The sequence below is a fragment of the Chitinophagaceae bacterium genome, from assembly GCA_016713085.1.
GTDB lineage: Bacteria > Bacteroidota > Bacteroidia > Chitinophagales > Chitinophagaceae > Lacibacter.
The window spans coordinates 405,854-429,560 of sequence record JADJPV010000001.1; the positions used below are offsets into that span (position 1 = coordinate 405,854).

A 23,707-nucleotide genomic window follows, 5' to 3' on the forward strand; every position below is an offset into this window, starting at 1 on the left:
TCTATTTCAACAATCCACTTGCCCAATTCAATTTCGCAAAAGATTGATAGAATTTTGTTTTCAGCTCAAGCAGCTTTTGTTGTGTTTCAAGCAGTTTGGTTTCACGGGTATTTAAAAGGAACAATGTTGTTTCGCCCAATGAAAACTTCAATTATCAACTGATTTCAATTTAATCCTTGCTGCTTTGTACTGTCCAAACCCGCCCCTGTTAGGAATCGGAATGGCCACATTCAATCCAAACTTATAATTATTTTCAAAGAACACTACATTACTCCCCGAAGGAAATTGATACCCGCTTTGCAGAAAGTTGTATTTCAAATCAGCTTTTGGCAACAGGTTTTGAAACTTTAACCTTCGTTCTACTTCCAGTGCCTGCAGTTTATAATCAATCATCTGCAACTTCGGATGGTTGCTGATCGTTTGTGTTAACCATTGAGATAATTCATCCACATTCAGTTTTGTAAAATTTCCTGACACCCACCCTGTATCGGGTATAACATTATTGCTGAGGTAAGCCGGTTGTTCGTTCTGCAACCACAGAAAATTTGCTACATCCAATGTTGATTTTCTGAATTTCAACCAGACTTCCTCTCTCAATTGCTGAAAGTTTTGCAATTGGGCCAATGCCTCAGTTGTGTCAACGGCAGCACGGTCGCCCTGCTGAAAAGAAATTTTTATCAATCCATATCGAAATTCATTGATGCGGATCGTATTCTCCAGTAAAAGGAACATCTGGTAGTCTCTTGCCCAGTTCCAATAACTAATATAAGCGTCCAGTAAAAGATCATTGATAATATTCCGTCGTTCCCATTCAGTTTGCTGTGTAAATAATTTTCCCTGCTGCAAGGCTGCCCTTCGTTTATCCAATACAAGATCCTTTAACAGGGGAACACTTATACCTGCATAGCTGCTTTTATTTTTTGTTACTTCTGAATTTAAATAATCACCTGTATTTTGTTCAAGACCGGCATATGCTTCAATACCAAACCAGGTGGGGATCATGATTTCAGCATTGTTATAGTTAAAATAATTTTTACCGTCGAATGTTTTCTGATCATTGCTGTAAGAAAATACAGGATCAAAATTGCCCCGAATACTTTGCAGTTCAGCTCTGGCCAAATCAACCAGTAAGCCGCCCTGCTTTGCAACGGGATGGTTTAAGCGCACAATGGATAAAAATTCATCTTCCTTCAATACACGAACTGTATCCTGCGCATGAATCATTTGCACAGAAATAAAATGCAGACATATAACTATCCATTTTGCTGAACCTGTTTTCATATTGCTGACCCGATGCTTATCATTACTGTTTCTCTGCTTATTTTTTGTCACTGCTTTTACCTGTTTGCTGATCCTTATAAAAATCGGGAGGAAACCCATTTACCTGCCGCCATAACTCATACCATACCGGAACATCTTTGAGTAAAGCAAATCCAACAGAACCAGTTCCCATTTTTAAATTCTTTGGCCAGGGCCGGTCGTTTTCATCTTCCGCAACCAGTACCCGAAACTTTCCATTATTACTGAGATTAGTTTCAATGGCTGAAATTTTTCCTGCAAATGTTCCATACGAGGCCTTGGGCCAGCCACTGAATACAATGGCAGGGAATCCATCAAACATAAAACGGACTGGTTGCCCAACTGCAAGTAATTGCAGATCCATTGGCTTTACCCAAATTTCAGCTGCCAGTTCATATTCATTGGGTACAATCTCAACAATCATATCACCTTCTTTTACCATTTCATTAATACCTGCTTTCTTTGCCTTAATCACCTGTCCGTCCTGGGGTGCCAATACAAAATACTGTCCGCTTCGGATGCGGTAATTATCAAATTGATTTTGCAGTTTAGCTACCTTACCCTGCCCGCTTGCTATTTGTGATTGTGATTGAAACTGATCGCCCTGTACCTTGGCAATTTTTTTCTGCATATTCCTGTACAGCAGCACTACGATCAAGTTGAATGATGAGCAGATCCTGCTTTGAATTACTGAAATCATTTTGCGCTGTAACTAATTTTGCATTTACATTTTGATGCAGAACTTTTCTGCGTTCAAATTCTGTTAAGGGAATTACTCCCTGCTCATACATTTTGGTGGCACCTTCCAATTGCCTGTCTGCAATACTCATTTCATTTAAAGCGGCACTTACTTTCATGCTGTCGCTCTGTACTTTTCGTTTGGTTTGAATGAGTTTGTTTTCAATGGAACTTAATTTCAACTCCCGTTCATTCTGCATGGCAACAATCTGTTGCTGTGCAGTGCCGGCTTTACTTTCGTAATAATCAATCGTCAATTGTTCAGCACCCAATTGCTGTTCGGTTCGCTGCAATAATTTCGGATCGAGGTAATCATCTTTAATTTCTGCCAGCTGAATAATGGTATCTCCTTTTTTTACAACATCGCCTTCCTTTACCCACCATTTTACAATACGCCCCGGAATGATATTATTCATTTGTTGCGGACGCTGTTCCTGACGAAGTGTTGTTACAGAACCTTCACTGCGGATGTTCTGTGTCCAGGGAATAAATAGAATAATGAGCAGAAAAAAAATGATCGTCCAGAATACCCGGCGTATACGGCTCTTTTTATTTTGGCGGTAAACCTGCTCAAACGAGTTAAGCTTTCTGCCGAGCTTATTCTGGATGTCTGCTGTTAACAATTCAAAGGACATGTGCTGTTTGTTTAAACTATCTGTTGGTTTTCTTATTTTATAATTGTTCCATCCTGCATTTGTAAAACAAGATTGCACTGTTTGGCAAACTGTTCATCGTTCGAAATAACAAGAATCGTTGTTGCAGGAAGATCGCTAAGTAAATACTGTTTTACTTTTTGCGAACAGGTTTCATCCAACCCCTGCCAGGGTTCTTCAAGCAGGAGCAACTTAGGTTCACCCACCAATGCACGCAGTAATAAAATTTTCTTTATTACAGCACCTGATAACCGCTTGCCGGTTGCGTCAATTTCGCTGTCGAAACCTTTTTTCATGGATGAAATAATATCGAGTATGCCAATTTTCGATGCAAGTTCAGTGATCTGTGCTGTTGTGATACTGCTGTTACCCAAGGTGATATTCTCATACAATGTTCCCTGAAAAATATCCTGCTGATGAAATAGAATTCCTATTTCACCACGTAGTGAATCCGGATCGTAGTTATCTATCGGCACGTCGTTGATGGTAATGCTTCCCCTGAAATCGGCATAAGCACCGGTTAATAATTTCAACAACGTTGTTTTACCCGAACCGTCCTTCCCGGCAATGCAAACTTTATCACCGCCCCTTGCTGCAAATGAAACATTATGGAGTATGTCTTTTTGATTATTATAACTAAAACTGAGATCATTCATGGCAACAGCCAGCCCATGCCTGTTTTCAGTAAACTTCAACGTTCCTGCTGCTTCAAGCGGTTTATCAATTACCTTCCCCAATTTTTCAACACTGGTTAATATATCATACATTTTATCCAGGCTGCGAATGAGTTTTTCAACGGAAGTAAGTACTGTTAAGATTACAATTTCTGCAGCAGCAAACTGGCCCACATTAATTTCATTACTCACCAGCAAAAATGCACCAACAATGAGCATACCCGCAGTGATGAGAATTTTAAACCCGATCAACGACCAGTATTGTGTAAGCAGAATACGGAAATGGTTGGTGCGTGCATGGAGATACCCGACAACTAATTCATCTGTTTTATCAACAGGTAAAGATGAACTGCGGGAAAAATGAAACGACTTTAGTACCCGTGCAATTTCTTCCAACCAGGCGGCCACTGCATACTTTGAATCGCTTTCCTGTAAGCTCGTTGCTAATCCTCTTGCATAAGTTATACGGATGATGGTAAATAAAATAAGCAGAACCAGTAAACTGAAAATGATAAATACATTGGCATACAATGAAAGCAAAACCAGTCCAAACAAAACCTGTATAGTGGCGGCAGGAATATCCAGCAGTAATCTGCTTAAGCTTTTTTCAAGAACGATCGTATCAAAAAAACGATTCACAAACTCAGGTAAATAATACCTGTCAATCTGTTTTAAATCAAGTTTGGGAATGCGCCATGCAAATTCAAAGGAGTAGCGGGTAAAAATTCGTTGCTGCACTTTTTCAATAATCTTCATCTGGCCAACCTGTAAAAGCCCTGTAAAAAAAACACTGGCAACAACAAGAATAATTAGGACAATAATAGAAGCAGATACACGACCGGCCAATACAAAGTTGATGATGGCCTGTATCCCAAGCGGGACTGTTAACTGAAGCAGCCCGGCAAGTATAGCATAAAAATAAATCGAACTGATTTCTTTCCGTTCCAGTTTCAGTACCTGTACAAGTCGCCTGAGAGGATTCTTTAAATCCCGGTCTGCTGCAATTGTTGCCATTTCTGTTGATCGCTTTGTTAAAGAGTGTTATGGCCCAAGCCTTCATTTGTTTAAACAAAATGAAGTTTTGTTGAACCTGAATGCAAATAACAGGAATGCAACTTAAATGTTCAAAGAAAAAAAATCAGTTAGAAAATTTTTAACAAATAGGCTATTATAATCTCTCTTGTCTTAGTTGATTGCTGACCAGCAACATCATTTGTGCAAATTCGTGTAATTCCCGTCTGAATGAATTCATCCGGGCAGGCGTGGCAGCCTCTTAACACTCACTCAACGAAATCGGAATATTAATCGCCAATCCGCCTTCAGCCGTTTCTTTATACTTCGTGTTCATGTCTTTTGCTGTATCCCACATCGTTTTCACCACAGCATCTAAAGAAACTTTTGCAAAATCAGGTGTACTCTGCATGGCCAGTTGTGAAGCAGTGATGGCTTTAATAGCACCCATCGTATTACGTTCAATACAGGGCACCTGTACCAATCCTGCAATGGGATCGCAGGTTAAACCCAAATGATGTTCCATCGCAATTTCAGCAGCCATCAACACCTGCTTTTGAGTACCTCCCATACATTCCGTTAAAGCAGCAGCAGCCATGGCGCTCGATACACCAATCTCTGCCTGGCATCCGCCCATGGCAGCAGAAATAGTAGAACCCTTTTTAAAAATACTACCTACTTCTGAAGCCGTTAATAAAAAACGGATGATCTTATCATCATCACGGTAACTACTGGCATCATTACAAAAACAAACATAATACATCAGCACAGCAGGAATCACCCCCGCAGCACCGTTAGTAGGCGCCGTCACCACTCTTCCAAACGATGCATTCTCTTCATTCACCGCCAGTGCAAAACAACTCACCCAATCAAGTGTGTAGGTAAAATTATTTCCACCTGAACGGATAGCTTCAATCCATGTATTAAAATCAATATAAATTTTATCGTGCAGTAATTTTTTATTCAATCCTGCTGCACGGCGTTTTACATTCAATCCTCCCGGCAAATAACCTTCAGCATGACAGCCATTATACATACACTCGTGCATTACTCTCCAAATATTGAGCACTACATTTCTTGTTTCTGTTTCACTTCGCCATGCATGTTCATTTTCCATCACCACTTCACTTACACTCATTCCTGTTTTCATACACCAGTGTAAGAGATCATGTGCTGAATCAATTGGAAAAGGTAACTGCACCTGTTGTTTCCCTTTCAGCGACTCACCCTCCTTCACCACAAAACCACCACCAATGGAATAATAAGTTTCAGCAATAGAATCGCCGTTAGAATATTCTGCAAGAAATGTAACAGCATTTGGATGAAAAGGCAAACTCTCATGCTGTAAGAAATCAATATCTTCTCTTGGGTCAAATGCCAGTTCATGTTTTCCCCCCAGCAAAATTTCTTTCATGGCAGCAATATCATTAATCTTGGCGTCAATCGAATGCACATCAAACGTAACAGGATCATCACCACTCAATCCAAGCTGTATCGCCACATCTGTTCCATGTCCCTTTCCTGTTTTGGCCAGTGAACCGTACAGCAATACACGAACAGACAATACTTTATCCAGCAGATCTTTTTCAACAATCGATTGTACAAAACGCTGAGCGGCACGCCAGGGACCCAGCGTATGACTGCTGGATGGGCCCACTCCTATTTTAAACATATCAAAAACGGAAATTGGTTCGTATTGCAAGCGGTTGAGTTTTTACAAAAGTAGGGCAAATAAAAAACCCCTGCTGTTAATTGCAGGGGTTGGTAGTATGAAAGTGTTTTATTAATTGGTAACAGCAATCAGCTTTACTTCAAAAATAAGCATGGAATTAGGAGGAATTGTATAAACACCTATGTTGGAATTATAAATTCCATTGGCCCCATAACCCATGCTTGCAGGTATAAACAACCTCATCTTTGTACCAGCACCAACAGCCTGCAAACCCCTTGTCCATCCTTCAATTACGCCGCCTAATTCAAATGAGGCAGTACTTGTGCCTGTTGTTTGATCAAACACAGTCCCGCTTGGAAGATATCCTTTATAGGTTACGTTTACAACGCCGCAAAGGTTGGTAGGTTTTGTACCCGTTCCAACTGAATCAGTCACATAATACAATCCGGCACCATCTATTTCAACGGCAGTAGTAATATTGTTGGCAGCCAGGTAATTCGTTACAACCAGTTCTTCACTTGCCGGGGCAACAGTTGTTCCTGCCTTATAAGTACATTCGTTACTTGTTTTCTTTTTGCACGATCCAATTGTAAGGGCTAATAAGGACAAAATAATAAGGGTATACTTCATGCTCAATGTTTTTTCTGCTTGTTTAAATAATGCGGCAAATATATTTGTTTGATGTCTTACTCTGTTGTTTTAAATCTTCATCTGCCAATAAACAGTGTAGATTAACAGGAGCTTTACAAACTGTTTCTGATTTTATTCAGCCTACAGTCACCCCTTTATGATTGCTCACCGGGCTTAACCGCTGCATCACGCTCATATTTTTCTTTCAGTTCTTTGTACTGCTGTTCACGCATATCCCATTTAAAATACATACGGAAGATGGCATAAAACACAATGATGAGCAAGATAGCAATCAATATCATCGTTAACTGTGTACCGGAGATATAGGGCATACGGTTATACCATCCACGGAACATCACACTCAGCAAAATCGGCAAACCAAAGGCAAAACCAACCGGCAGTCCAATCAGCATCTGCTTCAGCACTTTCTTCTCCTTTAACCGGTTTTCTTCCCACCAGTTCATAAAATCCTTCTCTTCGTCAGTCATCTGCGGGTAATTTGAGGCAAAATTAGTCAACCGGAGGCAGTTAACCCTTTATTTACTATGCTGGCACAATGTTTTTAAGTAAGTTTGAAAAAAAACATCCGTGAAAATCCAGGACTTATTGCCTCAGTACCTTTACCAGCAGAAAAAATTAACCCTTCCGGGGCTTGGTACCTTCGAACTCAATTCAGCCATTAATGTATACGAACTCAAAGAAGAAGGCTGGCCCGAAAATACCATCACCTTCTCACAGGATCGCAGTGCTGTGCTCAGCGATGAACTGCTGGCCTATGTTGTACAGCACACAGGTAAAATGAAACCTTTGGCTATCAGTGATCTTGAATCACACCTCAGCAATGGTGTGCAGATGCTCAACATTGGCAAACCCCTTCCATTAAAAGGCATTGGTTCATTAAGCAAACTGAATAATGGTGATTTGGTTTTTCACCAGGGTACACCTGCACTGGAAAAAATTGATTCCATTAATACAGATCATGTAAAAGACAGAACTGCCGAGCAAGACGAGATCAATGAAATTGATTTTACTTCTGCACCTGAAAAGAGTTCAAAGAAAGTAATCATTATTCTTGCTTCAGTATTGGCTGTGGCACTCATTGCATGGGCCGTGTATTTGGCAATACCCAAAAAACAAACCGCAGCAGTAACAGAACAGGATGAAACAACGCAGCAGGATACAATTGCTGCTACCCCACCTGCAATAACCGATACAACAGCAGCAAAACCCGATACAGCCATCAGCAGAAAACCTGATTCAATTGTTGTGGCACCTGCTCCCGTAACCGTTGCGCCAAGTGGTACATTCCAGTTGGTGATTCAGCAATACAAATCAAAAGCACTTGCACAGCAAAAAATTTGATGTACTGAAACTGCGTGGACATAATGTGGAACTGAAGATGAAAGACAGTACCCGTTACCAGATTATTTTAAATGTGAACCGGCCGTTGAGCGATACAACTTATGTGCGTGATTCGTTGAAGAGATGGTATCTCTGGAAATCATATCTCGTAAAATAAGTCTTGCACATGAAGCAGCGTACAGGATTGCTTTTCATTTTATTCGGCATCATCACCATTGCTGATCTGTTATTAACCTGGTTCAGTCAAAACGAACTCCGCTGGTTTACCAAACCATTGCTGATTCCCATCTTAGCCATTGCATTTTATATTGGCTCAGCAAAAAAAAGCGGACAGCTGTTTTATTTTATCCTTCTTGCTTTATTTCTTTCATGGGGTGGCGATGTATTGCTGCAAATGAAAGGCATGTTTATTCCCGGTCTTATTTCATTTTTACTGGCCCATGTGTTTTATATTCTCTACTTCATTAAAACCAACCCCGCCAAAAAAGGATTGCTGCAGTTTCAGCCATTGATTGGTTTGCCTGTACTGGTGTACATCATTATTTTTCTTTACTTACTCTACCCTTTTCTCGATGCATTAAAAATACCCGTTACTGTTTACGGTATTACTATTGGAACAATGCTGCTCATGGCGATTAATACCAAACGGAAATTAACTGATGATGCTTCCACACTTTTCTTTAATGGTGCCTTGCAGTTTGTAATTTCTGATTCTATTCTTGCTGTGAATTTGTTTGCATACCCCAACCAGGTGCTGAGTTTATGTGTGATGGCTACCTATGCCTCTGCACAGTATTTGATTGTGAAGGGAGCGTTGGTGAATGAGGGGTGATAGTTGTCTTACTTATCTAATGTCAATTTCAAAAAAAAATATACTTACCAATATGATTGATCTTTCACTTGAAAAAATATCCCTAGTTAAAGGTGAAGAAGGCAAAATCATTATTAGCTATGATGACATCAAATTATACACAAACATAGATGTCATGATCTTTGATACGAAGGTACCTAATCCATCTTTAAAAATTTGGGCAGGAGGTGCTCCGCAAAAAAATGAAGTTGGTCTATATGAAATAACATTCTTAACAAACCAATTGTCCATAGGAATTTATGAATTGAAGCTGGTGAGGCTCTCTACAATAAGTGACATACTGAATTTTGTAGCAGGCAAAAATTTTATACGAACATTTTTTGAAATCATAACCACAGAAAAAGAAGCAACATCGATACAAGAAATAAAAAAATCAATCAATAATTTTGAAGAGAGCTACAATTCTATTTTTTATTCTGGGATTGATATTTCAGTAAATGATAATAAAAATGCATACTGCTTGTTTGTATTAATTAAAGGAGTATTGCTAGGAAACCCCTGTAAATTTGATAAATTCGAGATTATTTCGCTTAACCAAAGCCTCGAATCTAAGGATGAAATTAACTTTATAAATCTCTTTTTAAAAGAGCACACTAAGGCAAACTTACAATTTGAATATGATCAAGATGCAGCCTTAAAATCTCACATCTTAAACCCTGTATCTGTAGTCCATTTTCCGAAAATCATTTCAGAAAGTATAGAAACCGCAGTAAATTTTGCAGCTAATAAAGTAAGAATATTGTTACAATCATTTACCCTAACAAGAAATGCTTCAGGAGAAGTTTTTAGTATTATTTCCATAGATATGAAAAATGGCAAAGGCTCTAGACATGAGCCTCGTAAGACTTATATAGGTAACCTTGCCACAGGGGATATTGCTGGTGAAAGGGCAGAAACTTTGGTCGAATATTTCAACTCCCTTGATAAAGACCCTTTTAAAAGTTTTTTAGTTTCACTACATAAAGAGGCCCTTAATGAAAAAAATATTCATTTTAAATTTTTTAGATACTGGAACATTCTGGAAACATTAGCAGAAAGTAAGAACTATAATAGTAATGACAAGCTACTGGATTATGAAGGAAAGATTATGTATCAAAAAGAAAATGGCGAAATTAAACTAGACAAGAAAAAAATTCCCATTCCTGAAAAAATCAATAAATCAAGAAATATTGTATTCAATTTAATAAAGGAGCATGGAATAGGAAACACCGAAGAAACTTTAGACAAGGTTAATATGTGGTTTAGCTTAAGAAATGCTGTAGCTCACTTTGGCTCAATTCAAAACTGGTATAAATTAGACAGGGGAAAAGAGCATGCAAAAAAAGCTATAGAAATCATGGAACAAACAAATAGTTATGACTCAATTCTATCTCCACTGAAGAATGATGTGGTTAGGATTTTAGAAAGAGAGCTTTTATTTTCATAAACTCATCCCATCTGGCGCAGGCCTCTGGCCTGATGCCAATGCGTCACTTGGTTTTATAATTCAGCAACACTCTTCTTATTCTGTTCTTCTTCAAAAAAAATTATTAAAAATTAAAAGATGTCTGACGTCCTAGCGACGTCCTGACATCACCTCCGAATTTCGGAGTGCAGGTGTCAGGACTTTGCAAAAGTCAGACAGCTGAACAAAGGAGAATCCATCATTCTTTTATCAATTGGGATCCCCACCAACCGAAATAAAATTCAATTCAGAACGGCATCTTTAAACTGACTTTACCGGGAATTATTTCTGACGTCCCGGTTCGTAGCACAAGAAACGAAATGAATGCAATCGTTGCCGTAAATTCTTACCCGCCATTCACCTGCTTGCTCTACATTTATGAGGCGCATTTCATTCTTACCAAAATTTCTTATCGGTTGGTGTCCCACCAAACGAAACAAAATTCAATTCAGAACAGCTGGATGGTGGACACCAACCAGTAAAAAATTAAAAGAGCCATTCTCATCCTGTTTTTAAGAAACATGTAAATTCACAGAATTAAGTTTTAAATTTAAGTCCCCGATAAAATATAAAAGCATGTCAAATTCATCAAACACACCAGCTCCGAAAGTGGAAATTAAGAAAAGTACCAGGGCGGGAAAATGTGAAACCGAAATCTTAGCAAAATCGGGTTGGCCAAAAACACCAAAAGAAACCATTAAAATGGTCATCAATTTCTTATTGAATTTCTTTCCCTTCTAACCTTCATTTTTCTTTATCGGTTGCTGTCCCCGCCAACCGAAATAATATTCAATTCAGAACAGCATCTGTAACCTGACTTTACCGGGAATTATTTCTGACGCACCGGTTCGTGGCACACGAAACGAAATGCATGCAATCGTTGCCGTAAATTCTTACCCGCCATTCACCTGCTTGCTCTACATTTATGAGGCGCATTTCATTCTTACCAAAATTGCTCAGTCATTTATGAAAAATTATATTACGTTTCTTTTACTTGCCTGTTCCTTTAACAGCTTTGCCCAGCAACCCAACCGTCCTGTGCTGGTGGCTGGCTACCCTGTTAATTATGCAGAAGATTCTGTTGGCACTTATACTTTACCTGATCTGCTTACCTGTGCCGATGGACAAAAAGTAACCAATGCAAAAACATGGCAGGAAAAACGCAGACCTGAACTGTTGAAACTGGTAGAATCAATACAATATGGAAAAATGCCTGCAAAGCCTGCAGCATTACAATTTGCTGTTGCAGAACAGGGCGTTCCCGCATTCAACGGTAAAGCCATCCGCAAACAGGTAACTGTTTATTTTACAAAAGATACATCGCAGTATAAAATGCTGTTGCTGATTTACATTCCGGCCAAAGCAACAAAGCCATCTCCCCTCTTATTAAATATTTCTTTCTCTGCCAATTGCCAGGTTGCAAATGATCCCGGTGTACGTGTTGGTGATATTTGGGTGGCAGGAAAAAAAATAAAAGCTGATCAGCCCTCCCGTTTTCCGGCAATGAATATTGAACAGTTTATGGATGCAGGGATTGGTTTTGCAACTGTTTACTATGGCGATATTGAACCCGATTTTAAACAGGGCATCCGTTATGGAATAAGAGGTGCGTATTTAAAACCCAATCAAACAGAACCTGCGAATGATGAATGGGGTGCTATCTCGGCATGGGCATGGGGACTCAGCCGTGCCATGGATTATTTTGAAACAGATAAACAGATCGACAGTAAACGTATTGCAGTGCAGGGTGCATCACGTTTGGGAAAAACGGTGTTGTGGACAGGCATTAATGATACAAGATTTAAAATGGTGATCGCAAGTATTTCGGGTGAAGGTGGTGCTGCACTGGCACGTCGTAATTATGGTGAAACAATACAGCATATTACCGATACCTCACGTTACCATTACCAGTTTGCAGCCAACTATCATACGTATGCAGCTAAACCACAAACATTACCGTTTGATGCGCACACATTGGTTGCATTGATGGCACCAAGAGCGTTACTGTTGCAAACAGGAAGTACAGATTACTGGTCTGACCCGAAAGGTGAATTTCTTTCTGCCATTGCAGCATCACCTGTGTATGCATTGTTTGGCGAAAAAGGACCGGGTAATGTTCCCATGCCTTCAGCAGCTGACACTTCATTCCTGATGAACCATCTTGGATATTATATGCATGAAGGTGGTCATACGGTGTTGCCTGAAGACTGGACACATTTTATTACTTACATGAAAAAATATCTTTGAGTAATGAACCGAATATCATCACTCCTCTTTTTTCTTTTCGTGATTGGGGGCTGTATTCCTGTTTTAGTACAGGCAGCAAATACTGCAGATGCTGTAACGATAAAAGAAACTGCAACGAATTATATTTTATCAAATGGAATTGTAGAAGCAACCATTTCAAAACAATCAGGCGGACTTGTTTCCATTGGTTACAAAGGAAAACAAATGCTTGCTGGTCGCAGTGACCGACCGTCAGCCATCTGGTCGCATGACGCAAAGTCAACAAATATGATCGTAAAGATCACGATCGATCCATCATCAAATAATGGTGAACGGGCTGAGGTTTCTATTAAAGGAATATCAGGTGGCTTGCCCATGGGTAACGGACCCGGCGGAAGTTTTATTGCCGACATTGAAATACGTTATGCATTAGAAAAAAATGCGCAGGGCATTTATACCTATTGTGTATTTGATCACTTAGCTGATTATCCTGCTTCTTCCATGGGTGAAGCACGGTTTGTGGCTTTTCTGCAAAAAGATTTCGACTGGATATCTGTTGATGAAAAACGAAACAGGCTATATCGACTTCCGGAAGGTTCAATGGATCTCAACAAGTATAATTTTACTACCGTACAACATGAGAACCCAACATTCGGGTGGATGAACACACAATCGAACATTGGTTTTTGGCTGATCAATGCATCCATGGAATATATGAGTGGCGGGCCAACAAAAGTTGATTTCTTATGTCACCGTGATACAAGGATCAATGGAGCGCCCTGTGTATTGAATTACTGGCGAAGCAGTCATTATGGTGGAAGCACCGTGCAGGTTGCACAACATGAACATTGGCAAAAAATGATCCGGCCCACTTTTCTTTATTGCAATACAGGCAACAATGTTGAAGCAATCAGAAAAGATGCATTGGCAAAAGGCATCAGCGAAAAAAACAAATGGCCCTATCAATGGGTGAACCATTCAGCTTATCCCATCAAAGAACAACGTGCAACAGTGAATGGAAAAATGGTATTGAAAGATCCCATCACTTCTGCAACCTTTACACGATTAAGAGTTGGACTCACTGCTCCTGATTATACCATCAAACAAACAGGAACAACTGCTTTGCGTATTGTCGACTGGCAATTTGATGCTAAGCATTACCAGTTCTGGACAACAGGAAATGAACAGGGCGAATTCAGTATTACGAATGTGCGGCCGGGCAAGTACACATTACATGCTATTGCCGATGGCGTGCTGGGTGAATATGCAAAAGCAGATATTATAGTGGAAGAAGGAAAAAGATCTACCTCGGTACGCTTGAATGGAAGCCTGTGCGTCGTGGTAAACAACTCTGGGATATTGGTATTGCCAACCGCAATAGTGCAGAGTTTTTAGGTGGGGATCGTTTTTTTGAAATTGATATTGTAAAAAATACCCAGCCTTTTTTCCGCAGGATGTGCAGTATACCGTTGGAAAAAGTGATTATCGTAAAGACTGGTTCTTTGAACAGTTGCCGCATGTCGAAGATCCTGAAAGCCCTGAGAACAACAAGATGCCTGAACGTTCGCAGGAAGCTCTTGCAAAATCGTTGGGTATTGCCGGGATGCCTGCAGAACAAAAAATCACCATACAAAAAACAATTGCAAATCTTGGCAACAGCGGAAAGTATGCAGTTGGCAGAAGCACTGCGTGGACGATAAATTTTTCATTGCCTGATACATTGAAGGGAAATGCAATTCTCCGTCTTGCCATTTGCGGCACCGGCACACAAACACTCAACATAACGGTAAACCATAGGCCAGCCGGAAACATTAAAGATCTGCGGATCGATGGAACACCCAACCGAAGCGGAAGTTCGGGTATTTGGTATGAACGTGAACTTGTGTTAGATCATGCATTGTTTACAAAAGGAAACAATACCATTAAATTAACCATTCCGGCAGGGCAGGTTGTAAATGGCATTATGTATGATTATGTGAGGCTGGAGCTTGAATAAACCATCAGGCATGGGGCCAATGCGTTACTTGATTTCAGAATTCAGCAGCTCTTTTCTTATCCTGATCTTCTTCAAAAAAGATCATTAAAAATAAAAGATGTCTGACGTCTTAGCGACGTCCTGACATCGTCTCCGAATTTAGGAGTGCTGCTGTCAGGACTTTGCAAAAGTCAGGTAGCTGATCAAATCTAACTCCATCTTCCCCTGCTGATATCTCTAACTAACCGCATTAATTTATCTTAAATTTACCTTCTGCACAAACAATAACAGTAATAGAAACGCAGGAATTACCAAATTAAAAATCAGTAGGGAAATAGGAATAGACAGTTTTGCCGCCATGATGAGTGGCAACAGCAGTAAATTAATTAATGATGCAGATGCAATAGCGCAATTGCTTGAACGTATTGAGCATGCCGACCGTTCAGGTCTTGATATATTCGGCATTGGTGAACATCACCGCAAAGGTTTTCTTGATTCTGCACCAACATTAATACTCGCAGCAGCTGCTGCCCGTACAAAACACATCCGTCTTACAAGTGCAGTTACTGTACTCAGTGCTGCTGATCCGGTTCGGATTTTTCAAAACTTTGCAACACTCGATTTAATATCTGGCGGCAGGGCTGAAATGGTAGTGGGCCGTGGTTCCTTTATTGAAGCATTTCCATTGTTTGGTTATAAGCTGGAAGATTATGATGAATTGTTTGCTGAAAAACTGGAACTCTTACTTCAAATAAGGAATAACGAATCTGTTACATGGTCAGGAAAGTTCCGTCCTGCATTGAAGAACCAGTCTGTTTATCCAAGACCCTTGCAGGATCCGTTTCCTGTATGGATCGGCGTGGGTGGTACACCTGAATCATTTGTTCGGGCAGGTATGCTCGGGCTTCCATTGATGGTGGCCATCATTGGCGGTGAAACACATCATTTTGCTCGGTTGGTAAATCTGTACCGGGAAGCGGGAAAAAAAGCCGGCTTCAAACCTGAACAGTTGAAAGTTGGCATTCATTCATTGGGTTATGTTGGCAACACAACACAGGAAGCAATCGATGATTTTTATCCGGGCTATGCAGAGTCAATGACAAGAATTGGTAAAGAGCGTGGCTGGCCGCCAATGACAAAGGGCCGCTTCGAAAGCCAGGCTGGTCCAACAGGTGCATTACTTGTTGGAGGACCTGAAGATGTAGCAGAAAAAATTCTCCGTCATTCCAAAGCATTGGGTGGAATTTCAAGGCTCACCTTTCAAATGGATACTGCCGAAGTTCCACATGAAAAACTGATGCAGGCAATTGAATTAATTGGGAAAAAGATAAAGCCATTGGTGAATCAGTAATGCTTATTTGTTAATGATATCAGCAAATGCTTCAAATAAATAATCAATGAAAAGATACTTCTATTTTCTACTTACAATCATGTCCATTTACAGCTGCAATTATATACCCTGCAGTTCTTCTTCAGATTTATCAACAGTTAAAGAAGAACCTGAAACTGCAAGTGCAGCAGGTGGCTATGAACCGGATTCATTTACAAAACAGGATTATAAAGAATATGCTGATTCAACAGAAGCGTTTCTGATTCTTTCAGAAGATCATACAATTTTTCTGAACAATTTTCCGGCAAAGACATTTAACCATTCATCTGATTCCGGTTCAGCAAAAATCAGTGGATCCGGAACATGGGCTTTTGAAAAAGGCAAAGAAACCATCAACATTAAAACCAGTCTGTCATTTAAGGAACGGGGTATTCCCCAACCTCTTCCTTTTCAACTCTATAAAAAAGGCGGTAAATATTATATTCTTATTCAGTTCGGCGATCCGGATAACTGTAATGCAGTGCGGTTGGTGCAGCAATAATATTTTTATTACCGTTTCAAATTACTGTGAAATAAGTTTAACAATATTCTTTATCCAACAAACCGATTACCTGAAAGAGGGCATGTAAATTGCAACAACAGCAGTTAAATGTAAAGAACAAAGTACCTGAACATGAAGCAATCAATATTCTATCTTTTCATCACTCTCTTTCTTGTATCGTTTAAAACCGACAGCAGGGTTTATCTTGATAAATCTGAAGCAAAGGAGGCTTTTGAATTCTTAAATGATATCAGAACAAATCCAGGCCGCTATGCAAAGGAACTGCGGTTAAATAAAAATGCAAAGACCAGCACTACAAAACTTGTATGGAATAAAGATTTAGCAAAAGCAGCCGAAGCAAAAGCTTACGACATGGCCAGCAGAAATTATTTCAACCATATTGACCCCAATGGATATGGTATGAATTATTATATTCAGAAAAATGGCTATTCACTTGAGCCCGCATGGACCAACAGCAAACGGAATAATTTTTTTGAATCTATTGCAGCAGGTGTTAACAGTGGTGAAGAAGCCATTCGTTTATTAATTATTGATAAAGGTGTGCCATCCCTCGGGCACAGAAAACATTTACTGGGAATAGGCAGCTTTAATGCTTCGCTTACTGATATTGGAATTGGTTTTGCCAGGAGAAACTCCGGCAGCAATTACACAACCTATATCAGCATCATTATTGCAAAACACAATTAATCCTGCACTGTTATGATTTCTGAAGAATAGTTTTTAACTTTCTGAGTATGAGAAAATTCATACTGTATCTCCTCTTTGCATGCAGCGCTTTTGCAGCATCTGCACAATCAACCAAAACTGAATTATACGATCTCATTAAAAAATTAATCAGCGACAGCACCGGTTATGAAGATGTAGGCGACTGGGCTGTAAGTCAGCCAAAAAAGTATCCTGTTAAGTGGAACGAAGACAGGATTATTATGAGTGAGGATACCAGTATTAATTTTTACAGAATGGGCACTGCTGATATTACAATGAAAGGACGCAGTTTTATGAAAGCGGGTCAGGCTGTAAAATGGAATGTTATGCTCAAAGGACCAAGAATGGGATATACGTCCTTCAGCATTATCACTTCACCCAGTGAAGAAATACAGCCGAAATATCTTATAGACAGCGTATTTGGTAAAAACCCTTTTACTGCAAAACTGCTCAAAAGCTGCGATACAAAAGCTCTTGCAGGTTATTATTACTATGAAGTAAACCTTCCAAAAAAAGACATTGCTTTTATCAAACTAAGCTGGTTATCAGTGAATGGCAACACAGCTATACGTATTGATTGCTACGATAACTGGAGTAAATATGCAGTAAAGCTGGATTGCCCGAAATAAAAAAACTGTTTCAAAAAAGAGGTTTATTACTGCTTCATTGAGGATATCAGGTTCTTTCCCGTTTTACTTCACTATCTTCAACTGCATAAAGGCGGGCATCTGTCTTATCTTTTTCTCCGGTCATTTCCATTAATCCTACTTCCCTTGCGTAAAAAGAAACAGGAAAAATTAAAAGAAGAACAGTTCTGGTCAACGTTCTGTTATTTCAACCTTCCAAAAAACAGGGTAACAATTCCCGCTGATTTAGAACGGGTAAATTTCAGGATCTGGGATTATGTAAATGATGAACATTTATTACTGATGATGAGCAGAATAAAATCCATTAATTATCTCGACCTGGATGAAACAGATATTACGAATGAAGGCGTAAAACATTTGACTCAACTTCTTCATATTAAAGAACTGCGCCTGAAGGGCATCACAGCCATTGATGATGGCTGTATGGAATCACTCAGCAAATTGAAAGGGCTTGAATTACTGCATCTTGGTGGCACTTCTGTTACACTTAACGGACTGACACAACTTGGTTCTTTACAAAACTTAAGAGTGCTGTTACTTTCTTTAACTGCCAGTGAAGAGATCAGGGGAAAAATGCTGGAACTGAAAAAGCTTATTCCTGGTTGTGAATTTATCTTTAATTATAAATCTTATTTGTTTGATCCGGAAGCGGATTAACTGAATCGATCTTCACATTTATTCAATGGAAGGTATTACTTACTTTAGCAGAACAAAACGTGCAGGAACTTTTTAACTATATCAAAACAGTTCATCGGGTCTCAGCAGAAACAAGAGAGGCGCTTGCTTCAATCTGCACAGAAGTTTCCTTCAAAAAGAATAACGATATTCAGCCCATTGGTCATACCTGCCGCACTATTTATTTTATAAAAAAAGGTGCATTGCGTATTTATTATTTCAAGGATGGAATTGATGTAACCGAAAGTTGTGAGTTTGAAAATGCTATTGTTGCAAGAGCCGAAAGTTTGTTTGCAGGAAGGCCCTCAAGAAAAGCTATTCAGGCAATCGAAGACACTTCGTTAATTGCAATTAATTCTCCTGCTTTATTCCTCATGTATGATGAATACCCGGAACTTGAACGTTTGTTCCGTAAAATCTTCGAAGATGCTTATGTAAAAACGGTGAACCGTTTGGAAAGCCTGCAGTTTCATACTGCAGAAGAACGTTATTCAAACCTGTTGAAAGATCATCCTGATATACTGAAAAGAGTGCCGTTGAAATTTATTGCTTCTTATCTTGGCATTACCCAGGTCAGCCTCAGCCGCATCAGGGCAAAGAAGTAATTATTTATCATATGTAAAATGATTTGCAGTTACTGTTCCTGAATTTCGCTTTTCATAAAAGCAAATGAAAAAAGTTCAACTGGGTTTAAAAGAAAACTGGAAACAGTTTACACTTCTTGGTCATCATCAACGCTTTTGTTGGTGGCATGGTGGGGATAGAACGATCCATTCTTCCCCAGATTGCCGAAAAGGAATTTGCGATTGCTGCTAAAACAGCCATTCTTTCTTTCATTATTGTGTTTGGTATTGTAAAAGCAATCAGCAATTATTACACAGGGCTGCTGGCAAATAAATTCGGCAGAAAAAGAATACTGGTAGCGGGGTGGGTCGTTGGCTTACCCATTCCCTTTATTCTGATGTTTGCAACAAACTGGAACTGGATTATTGCAGCGAATATTTTGTTGGGCATTAACCAGGGGCTTACCTGGTCGAGCACAGTTGTAATGAAGATTGATCTTGTTGGTGAAAAGCAAAGAGGTTTTGCCATGGGGCTGAATGAATTTGCTGGTTATCTTTCTGTTGCGCTTGTTGCTTTCCTTACCGGCTGGATTGCCGGTGAATATGGTCTGAGACCCTACCCCTTCTATATTGGCATTGCGCTGTCTGTTGCAGGCTTGATCGGAAGTATATTTTTCATCAGGGATACAAAACATCATGTGGCTAATGAAACGGCAACAAGTTTCATCCCCCGGCTGAAAAATATTTTTTGGGATACCACCTGGAAAAATAAAAATCTTGGTTCTGTAACACAGGCTGGTCTTATCAACAACCTGAACGATGGTATGGCATGGGGCATCTTTCCCATTATGCTGGCATCTAACCATTTCAACTTGCAACAGATTGGAATTGTAACTGCAGTGTATCCCGCCGTGTGGGGTATTGGCCAACTTTTTACAGGAAAAATGGCCGACAAATTCTGTAAAAAAGATATGCTGTACACTGGCATGCTATTGCAGGCTCTTGCATTATTTTCATTGGTATGGGCCGAGACAATGTTTCATTTCATTGCATTGTCAGCAGTGCTTGGCTGGGGAACAGCAATGGTGTATCCCACTTTTTTAGCAACTGTTGCAGATAACACACATCCTCAGGACAGAGCCCAAAGCATTGGTATTTTTCGTTTGTGGCGTGATATGGGTTATGCAATCGGTGCCATATTAACGGGCATTATTGCCGATCTGTTCAGTATCAATGCAGCTATCATTTTTATTGCAGTACTTACATTTATTTCTGCACTCATCATTCATTACCGCATGCGCTGCGGTGAAAGTAAAACGAAGAAATTATGGAATTGGTTTCTGCAAAAAAGTAAAAATTCACATGGAAATATCAACGAAATGCATTGCTCCTGAAGTGCTGAAAGAAAAACTGAAATCAGAAAACAATATCATCATTATTGATGTAAGAAGCTTTTACGAATACACCGAAAAACATATTCCCGCTGCTGTCAATATTCCATTACCCCTGTTAGAAAAAGAAATAATGTGTTTCAGTAAAGAAAAATTTTATGTAACAGCCTGCGGAAAAGGTGGCGGCCGTTCGGCAGAAGCTGCAGAATTTATTGTGAAGTCAGGCTATGTTTCAACATGGCTCTGTAACGGCACATTTGGATGGTTTGAATAAACCCTTCCAGCCTTTGACAGACAATCCTGTTCCATTCATGGAACGGGGTTTTTCTTTTACATACAGCCTGCACTTATTATGTTTATTTTTTCATAAAAAAATCCCGTTCCAAATGGAACGGGATTCGTATTTCCCAACTACACTAAAGTGTCGTTGGGCAAGCGTACTTTTTCTGTCGTGATTAATAACCACCCATACCGCCCATATCAGGAGCGCCATGTGCGTGTGCTTCTTCTTTCTTTGGTTTGTCAGCAATTACACATTCCGTTGTTAACAACATGCCTGCAATTGAGGCTGCATTTTCCAAAGCTACACGGCTAACTTTAGTAGGATCAATTACACCTGCTTTAAACAGGTTCTCATACACTTCTGTACGGGCATTGAAACCAAAATCGCCTTTGCCTTCTTTGATCTTCTGTACAACGATAGAACCATCGATACCTGCGTTTGCAGTTAATGTACGCATTGGTTCTTCCAGTGCACGGCGAACGATCTGCATACCGGTTTGTTCGTCTTCAATCTGTCCACGAACTTTTGCTTCCAGTGCATCAATTGCACGGATATAAGCAACACCACCACCAGGAACGATGCCTTCTTCAACCGCTGCTCTTGTTGCATGTAATGCATCGTCAACTCTATCTTTCTTTTCTTTCATTTCCATTTCTGTTGCGGCGCCGATATACAATACAGCAACACCACCGGCTAACTTAGCAAGGCGCTCCTGTAATTTTTCCTTGTCGTAATCAGAAGTGGTATTTTCAACCTGTGCTTTGATTTGATTTACACGTGCAGTGATTTCAACTTTCTTTCCTTTACCACCAACAACAGTTGTGTTGTCTTTATCAATGGTAACAGAAGATGCCTGACCTAAGTAAGTTAAATCAGCATTCTCTAATTTGAAACCCTGTTCTTCGCTGATAACAGTACCTGCAGTGAGGATAGCGATATCAGTAAGCATTTCTTTTCTGCGGTCACCGAAGCCTGGAGCTTTTACAGCAGCCACTTTCAATGTACCACGGAGTTTGTTTACTACCAATGTTGCCAGTGCTTCACCTTCAAGATCTTCAGCAATGATCAATAAAGGACGACCGCTTTGAGCAACTTTCTCCAGAATATGAAGAATATCTTTCATTGCAGCAATCTTCTTATCATAAATTAAGATGTAAGGGTTCTGCAATTCAACTTCCATTTTTTCGCTGTTTGTAACGAAATACGGAGAAATGTATCCACGATCGAACTGCATACCTTCTACAACATCAACTGTTGTATCAGTACCTTTTGCTTCTTCAACAGTGATTACACCTTCTTTACCAACTTTTGCAAATGCTTCTGCAATCAGCTTACCGATTGTTTCGTCATTGTTGGCAGATATTGAAGCAACCTGCTGAATTTTTTTACTGTCGTTACCAACAGTCTGTGATTGAGATTTCAGGTTGGCAACAACTAAGCTTACAGCTTTGTCGATACCACGTTTCAGATCCATTGGGTTTGCACCGGCTGCAACCATTTTCAGGCCTTCGCTAATGATAGATTGAGCTAATACAGTAGCGGTAGTTGTACCATCACCTGCAATATCAGCAGTTTTGCTGGCTACTTCTTTCACCATTTGGGCACCCATGTTCTCAATGGGATCGTCGAGTTCAATTTCTTTTGCAACCGTTACACCATCTTTTGTCACCTGTGGTGCTCCGAATTTCTTTTCAATAACCACATTACGTCCTTTTGGACCGAGGGTTACTTTAACAGCGTTGGCCAGAATGTCAACGCCTTTTTTCATTTTATTTCTTGCTTCAATGTCGAAGAAGATTTGCTTTGCCATAATAGATCAATTTGATAGTTAATGAATTTGAATATTTGAGAATTGTAGCCTGAAGTTCAGAGTTGCCACATCCTGCTCCCTGTCATTCTACACAGGCAGGAAATAAGCGCTGCTCCGCTTTGCGGTTTATACAATCGCTAAAATGTCACTCTCTCTCATAATGAGGAGGTCATCTCCTTCAATGGAAATTTCAGTTCCTGCATATTTACCATAAAGCACTGTATCACCAACTTTCACTGTTACAGGTTCGTCTTTTTTACCTGGGCCTGCAGCCACTACGGTACCACGCTGTGGTTTTTCTTTTGCTGTATCCGGGATGATGATTCCACCTGCTGTTTTTTCTTCAGCCGGTGCAGGCTTTACAATTACCCTGTCATGAAGAGGGGTAACACTTACCTTCTTAGCCATAATTATACGTTTTTTGGTTTGAAATGATTATTAAATAGGTACCCTTTACGGGCATGCGAAGGTAAGCGAATACAGTGCCACCCAATCAGAATGCGAAAAAATTACAGAAATAGGCAGAAACTGGTTTGCAGAAAATAAATTTGGCAGAAAAAACGGGACAAATTTTCATGTTATTGAAGATTCTTTCAAATAACAGAAAAAAATACTGTTTGTCAAATCAGACAGATGGGTAGGAATCTACTTCAATCAGCCTCCCGGTTACTTTCAGAAAAGTTTTCCCTTTGTATTGTGCTTTAAGTAAAATCTGGTTCACCTCTATTGACCTGGGTGGCGGCAGATTTGTACCGATTGGCTGCAGATATAATTGGTATAAAAATGATTTGTGTCAGTGGTGATAAATATTTTCTCTTTGCCTCCTTTTTCAAAACCCACTTCAAATGGAACCGGATCAATCAACTGAGGAATTATTCTATACATACGGTTGTCTTTCCATGCTGTATCCCATGCAATCAGTTTTGTGGTTGTTTCAACATATACTACAATCACTGTATCAATCTTTACAGGAAGCGGATTCCCATTTTCGTCAGCACGAACAGTTCCGGGCGTTTTTTCTGAATAATATGCATGCATGTTTTTCACCAGCCCTTTTGTTTGAGCACAGGAATAAAAGAACATGGAACTGAACAAAAGAAAAGTCAGCAGGGCAAAAAATGATTTCTGTTGATACATAAAATTATTTAACGGAAAGAGGTGAAGAGAAAACATAACTCCCGGCTTT

General features: G+C 39.7%; 22 protein-coding genes and 2 pseudogenes. 15 read left to right on the plus strand and 9 right to left on the minus strand.

Features of this window, described 5'->3' with window-relative positions; all coding sequences use genetic code 11:
• Positions 1-147: 147 nt before the first annotated feature.
• From IPK31_01855 to IPK31_01880, 6 genes and pseudogenes are all read right to left on the minus strand, one after another.
• On the minus strand, positions 148-1,281 hold the full coding sequence (locus tag IPK31_01855) for a TolC family protein (GenBank protein MBK8086802.1): 1,134 nt from the start codon (positions 1,279-1,281) through the stop codon (positions 148-150).
• Between the two features lie 37 nt (positions 1,282-1,318).
• Positions 1,319-2,672: pseudogene (locus IPK31_01860) on the minus strand (HlyD family efflux transporter periplasmic adaptor subunit).
• A gap of 32 nt (positions 2,673-2,704) precedes the next feature.
• The gene (locus IPK31_01865) at positions 2,705-4,378 is read right to left on the minus strand and encodes an ATP-binding cassette domain-containing protein (protein ID MBK8086803.1); all 1,674 of its coding nucleotides are present in this window, start codon (positions 4,376-4,378) and stop codon (positions 2,705-2,707) included.
• A gap of 259 nt (positions 4,379-4,637) precedes the next feature.
• A complete protein-coding gene (locus tag IPK31_01870; GenBank protein ID MBK8086804.1) occupies positions 4,638-6,077 on the minus strand; it encodes an L-serine ammonia-lyase in 1,440 nt (479 codons plus the stop codon).
• An 81-nt stretch (positions 6,078-6,158) separates the two neighbouring features.
• Complete coding sequence (locus IPK31_01875; protein MBK8086805.1) at positions 6,159-6,677, minus strand: FKBP-type peptidyl-prolyl cis-trans isomerase; 519 nt, start codon at positions 6,675-6,677, stop codon at positions 6,159-6,161.
• A 155-nt stretch (positions 6,678-6,832) separates the two neighbouring features.
• On the minus strand, positions 6,833-7,165 hold the full coding sequence (locus tag IPK31_01880; GenBank protein ID MBK8086806.1) for a hypothetical protein: 333 nt from the start codon (positions 7,163-7,165) through the stop codon (positions 6,833-6,835).
• A gap of 100 nt (positions 7,166-7,265) precedes the next feature.
• Between IPK31_01880 and IPK31_01885 the strand changes: the two genes are divergently transcribed.
• From IPK31_01885 to IPK31_01955, 15 genes and pseudogenes are all read left to right on the plus strand, one after another.
• Positions 7,266-8,039, plus strand: a complete 774-nt coding sequence (locus tag IPK31_01885) for a hypothetical protein (protein MBK8086807.1) — start codon at positions 7,266-7,268, stop codon at positions 8,037-8,039.
• Positions 8,020-8,196 (plus strand): hypothetical protein, encoded by a 177-nt coding sequence (locus tag IPK31_01890; GenBank protein ID MBK8086808.1) that lies wholly within the window; start codon positions 8,020-8,022, stop codon positions 8,194-8,196. Before IPK31_01885 ends, IPK31_01890 begins: the two co-directional genes overlap by 20 nt.
• Positions 8,197-8,205: 9 nt before the next feature.
• Positions 8,206-8,871 (plus strand): lysoplasmalogenase, encoded by a 666-nt coding sequence (locus IPK31_01895; GenBank protein MBK8086809.1) that lies wholly within the window; start codon positions 8,206-8,208, stop codon positions 8,869-8,871.
• Between the two features lie 52 nt (positions 8,872-8,923).
• Entirely contained in the window at positions 8,924-10,336 is a 1,413-nt protein-coding gene (locus IPK31_01900; protein ID MBK8086810.1) for a hypothetical protein, read from the plus strand.
• A gap of 984 nt (positions 10,337-11,320) precedes the next feature.
• Complete coding sequence (locus IPK31_01905) at positions 11,321-12,601, plus strand: acetylxylan esterase (GenBank protein ID MBK8086811.1); 1,281 nt, start codon at positions 11,321-11,323, stop codon at positions 12,599-12,601.
• A gap of 3 nt (positions 12,602-12,604) precedes the next feature.
• Positions 12,605-13,975, plus strand: a complete 1,371-nt coding sequence (locus tag IPK31_01910; GenBank protein ID MBK8086812.1) for a hypothetical protein — start codon at positions 12,605-12,607, stop codon at positions 13,973-13,975.
• A 61-nt stretch (positions 13,976-14,036) separates the two neighbouring features.
• Positions 14,037-14,576, plus strand: coding sequence for a hypothetical protein (locus IPK31_01915; GenBank protein MBK8086813.1), 540 nt, complete (start codon positions 14,037-14,039; stop codon positions 14,574-14,576).
• 337 nt (positions 14,577-14,913) lie between these two features.
• Entirely contained in the window at positions 14,914-15,906 is a 993-nt protein-coding gene (locus IPK31_01920; protein MBK8086814.1) for an LLM class flavin-dependent oxidoreductase, read from the plus strand.
• Between the two features lie 46 nt (positions 15,907-15,952).
• Positions 15,953-16,426, plus strand: coding sequence for a hypothetical protein (locus IPK31_01925; GenBank protein MBK8086815.1), 474 nt, complete (start codon positions 15,953-15,955; stop codon positions 16,424-16,426).
• Between the two features lie 132 nt (positions 16,427-16,558).
• Positions 16,559-17,134 (plus strand): CAP domain-containing protein, encoded by a 576-nt coding sequence (locus IPK31_01930; protein MBK8086816.1) that lies wholly within the window; start codon positions 16,559-16,561, stop codon positions 17,132-17,134.
• Between the two features lie 47 nt (positions 17,135-17,181).
• Positions 17,182-17,781, plus strand: coding sequence for a hypothetical protein (locus IPK31_01935; protein MBK8086817.1), 600 nt, complete (start codon positions 17,182-17,184; stop codon positions 17,779-17,781).
• A 144-nt stretch (positions 17,782-17,925) separates the two neighbouring features.
• Positions 17,926-18,456: a hypothetical protein gene (locus IPK31_01940; GenBank protein ID MBK8086818.1), complete on the plus strand. Its 531-nt coding sequence runs from the start codon at positions 17,926-17,928 to the stop codon at positions 18,454-18,456.
• A 59-nt stretch (positions 18,457-18,515) separates the two neighbouring features.
• Positions 18,516-19,079, plus strand: coding sequence for a Crp/Fnr family transcriptional regulator (locus tag IPK31_01945; GenBank protein ID MBK8086819.1), 564 nt, complete (start codon positions 18,516-18,518; stop codon positions 19,077-19,079).
• Positions 19,080-19,143: 64 nt separating this feature from the next.
• Positions 19,144-20,431 (plus strand): annotated as a pseudogene (locus IPK31_01950) (MFS transporter).
• Positions 20,400-20,702: a rhodanese-like domain-containing protein gene (locus tag IPK31_01955; GenBank protein ID MBK8086820.1), complete on the plus strand. Its 303-nt coding sequence runs from the start codon at positions 20,400-20,402 to the stop codon at positions 20,700-20,702. The pseudogene IPK31_01950 and the gene IPK31_01955 overlap by 32 nt, the downstream one beginning before the upstream one ends.
• Positions 20,703-20,883: 181 nt before the next feature.
• On the opposite strand, the gene groL is transcribed toward IPK31_01955, so the two are convergent.
• The 3 genes from groL to IPK31_01970 form a co-directional block, all read right to left on the minus strand.
• A complete protein-coding gene (gene groL / locus IPK31_01960) occupies positions 20,884-22,521 on the minus strand; it encodes a chaperonin GroEL (GenBank protein MBK8086821.1) in 1,638 nt (545 codons plus the stop codon).
• Positions 22,522-22,647: 126 nt separating this feature from the next.
• Positions 22,648-22,929 carry a co-chaperone GroES gene (locus IPK31_01965; GenBank protein MBK8086822.1) on the minus strand — a complete coding sequence of 94 codons (282 nt, stop codon included), beginning with the start codon at positions 22,927-22,929 and terminating at the stop codon, positions 22,648-22,650.
• 315 nt (positions 22,930-23,244) lie between these two features.
• On the minus strand, positions 23,245-23,658 hold the full coding sequence (locus IPK31_01970; protein MBK8086823.1) for a hypothetical protein: 414 nt from the start codon (positions 23,656-23,658) through the stop codon (positions 23,245-23,247).
• Between the last annotated feature and the right edge of the window lie 49 nt (positions 23,659-23,707).